Source organism: Citrobacter sp. wls827 (genome assembly GCF_005280875.1).
Taxonomy (GTDB): Bacteria; Pseudomonadota; Gammaproteobacteria; order Enterobacterales; family Enterobacteriaceae; genus Citrobacter; species Citrobacter youngae.
In genome coordinates this window covers 8,071-10,317 of the sequence record NZ_SZWR01000022.1, presented here as the reverse complement: position 1 = coordinate 10,317, position 2,247 = coordinate 8,071, and the positions used below count along the sequence as shown (strand labels likewise).

Below are 2,247 nucleotides of genomic sequence, written 5' to 3'. Positions count from 1 at the left end.
GGGGCCGCCGGTGCGTTAGGCGCTCGTCCGGCGGGCGGTTTTGCCGATAAAGGTAAATCACACCTCACGACTACCGCAGGCCTGCTGCTACTGTTGCTCTCCTGGCTGGCTATCTGGTTCGGACATACTTCAGTGCCGATGCTGATTATCGGTATCCTGGTACTGGATCTGACCGTTCAGGGGGTACATATCACCAACCAGACCGTTATCTATCGCATTCACCCGGACGCACGTAATCGCCTGACTGCCGGGTACATGACCAGCTATTTCATTGGTGGTGCGGCAGGTTCGCTGATTTCAGCTTCAGCCTGGCAGCATGCCGGCTGGGCTGGCGTTTGTCTGGCAGGTGTGACTGTTGCCGTACTCAACCTGCTGGTCTGGTGGCGAGGTTTTCACCGCCAGGAAGCCGTAAATTAGGCGTATAACGTCTGTTTATCTTTGATTGGGCTCCTCAGGGTGTTAAGGAGCCCATCAGTCTGCTAAGGTTATAACGCATTGAGCCAGGTTATTTTAATTTCGGTAATGAAGCCTATAATCCTATGGAAAGCCCTGTTCCCCAGTCTGAATCCCGTTCTGCAACGTTAACTGAAGGATTCAAAGACAGCCTACCGATAGTTATCAGTTATATTCCGGTCGCATTTGCATTTGGTATGAATGCGACTCGCCTGGGCTTTACTCCCGTTGAAAGCGTTTTTTTCTCCTGCATCATTTACGCCGGCGCCAGCCAGTTTGTCATCACAACCATGCTCGCCGCAGGCAGCTCACTGTGGGTCGCGGCTCTGACCGTCATGGCGATGGATGTTCGCCACGTTTTGTACGGCCCTTCTCTGCGTAGCCGTATCGCCCGACAGCTGAGCAAACCTAAAAGCGCGCTATGGGCCTTTGGCCTCACCGACGAAGTCTTTGCCGCGGCAACGGCGAAGCTGGTGCGGGATAACCGGCGCTGGAGTGAAAACTGGATGATTGGCATCGCGCTATGCTCCTGGGCCTCCTGGGTGCTTGGCACGGTGATCGGCGCATTTTCCGGCACTGGCTTACTGAAGGGGTTCCCGGCGGTAGAAGCGGCGCTGGGGTTTATGCTCCCGGCACTGTTTATGAGTTTTCTGCTGGCCTCTTTCCAGCGTAAGCAAACGCTATGCGTCACGGCGGCATTAGCCGGTGCGCTGGCTGGCGTGACGCTGTTTTCTATCCCGGCGGCCATCCTGGCGGGCATAGCCTGTGGATGCCTGACCGCGCTCATTCAGTCGTTCTGGCAGGGAGGTCCTGATGAGTTATGAGGTTCTGCTGCTCGGCCTGCTGGTCGGCTGCGTCAATTACTGTTTTCGCTATTTACCACTGCGTTTGCGAATGGGGAATGTGCGCCCGACAAAACGCGGAGCCACTGGAATATTACTCGACACCATCGGTATTGCATCAATTTGCGCCCTGCTGGTGGTGTCTACTGCGCCAGAAGTGATGCACGACGCCCGTCGTTTTGTGCCTACGCTGGTGGGGTTTGTGGTACTGGGTGCAAGCTTCTATAAGACCCGCAGCATCATCATTCCGACCTTACTGAGTGCCCTGGGCTATGGATTAGCCTGGAAAATGTTGTTTGTCTTATAGATTAAAATAATCATTTTAAATAAATAATACATTTACTTTATTTGTCACTGTCGTTACTATATCGGCTGAAATTAATGAGGTTATACCCAAATGGATAGTTCGTTTACGCCCATTGAACAAATGCTAAAATTTCGCGCCAGCCGCTACGAAGAGTTCCCTTATCAGGAAGTGCTTCTGACTCGTCTTTGCATGCATATGCAGGGCAAGCTGCTGGAAAACCGCAATAAGATGCTGAAAGCTCAAGGGATTAACGAGACGTTGTTTATGGCGTTGATTACGCTGGAGTCTCAGGAAAACCACAGTATTCAGCCTTCTGAACTGAGTTGCGCACTTGGTTCGTCACGGACTAACGCCACCCGTATCGCGGATGAGTTAGAAAAGCGTGGCTGGATCGAGCGCCGCGAAAGCGATAACGATCGCCGCTGTCTGCATCTGCAATTGACCGAAAAAGGCCATGCTTTTTTGCAGGAGGTATTACCGCCTCAGCATAACTGCCTTCATCAGCTTTGGTCATCTCTCAGCACCACCGAAAAAGATCAACTTGAGCATATCACCCGTAAACTTCTGACCCGTCTTGATCAGATGGAGCAGGATGGCGCGGTGTTAGAAGCGCTGCGCTAACGCGCTGACTCGCTCAGAAATCCA

Annotated in this window: 4 protein-coding genes; all 4 read left to right on the top strand. The window is 52.6% G+C overall.

The genetic code is table 11. The features are described 5' to 3' along the window. Positions 1 to 417: MFS transporter (locus FDX03_RS23610; protein ID WP_249357108.1), on the top strand; the 417-nt coding region annotated here is incomplete at its 5' end. A gap of 122 nt (positions 418 to 539) precedes the next feature. Then, the gene (locus tag FDX03_RS18735; RefSeq protein WP_101742935.1) at positions 540 to 1,277 is read left to right on the top strand and encodes an AzlC family ABC transporter permease; all 738 of its coding nucleotides are present in this window, start codon (positions 540 to 542) and stop codon (positions 1,275 to 1,277) included. Then, positions 1,267 to 1,602 carry an L-valine transporter subunit YgaH gene (ygaH, locus tag FDX03_RS18730; RefSeq protein WP_005122930.1) on the top strand — a complete coding sequence of 112 codons (336 nt, stop codon included), beginning with the start codon at positions 1,267 to 1,269 and terminating at the stop codon, positions 1,600 to 1,602. The genes FDX03_RS18735 and ygaH overlap by 11 nt, the downstream gene beginning before the upstream one ends. A 90-nt stretch (positions 1,603 to 1,692) precedes the next feature. Beyond that, a complete protein-coding gene (gene mprA, locus FDX03_RS18725; protein WP_005122929.1) occupies positions 1,693 to 2,223 on the top strand; it encodes a transcriptional repressor MprA in 531 nt (176 codons plus the stop codon). The last annotated feature ends 24 nt before the right edge of the window (positions 2,224 to 2,247 follow it).

Coding starts and splice junctions, on each gene's coding strand:
- mprA (WP_005122929.1), top strand. CDS start 1,693: ATGGATAGTTCGTTTACGCCCATTGAACAAATGCTAAAATTTCGCGCC.
- ygaH (WP_005122930.1), top strand. CDS start 1,267: ATGAGTTATGAGGTTCTGCTGCTCGGCCTGCTGGTCGGCTGCGTCAAT.
- FDX03_RS18735 (WP_101742935.1), top strand. CDS start 540: ATGGAAAGCCCTGTTCCCCAGTCTGAATCCCGTTCTGCAACGTTAACT.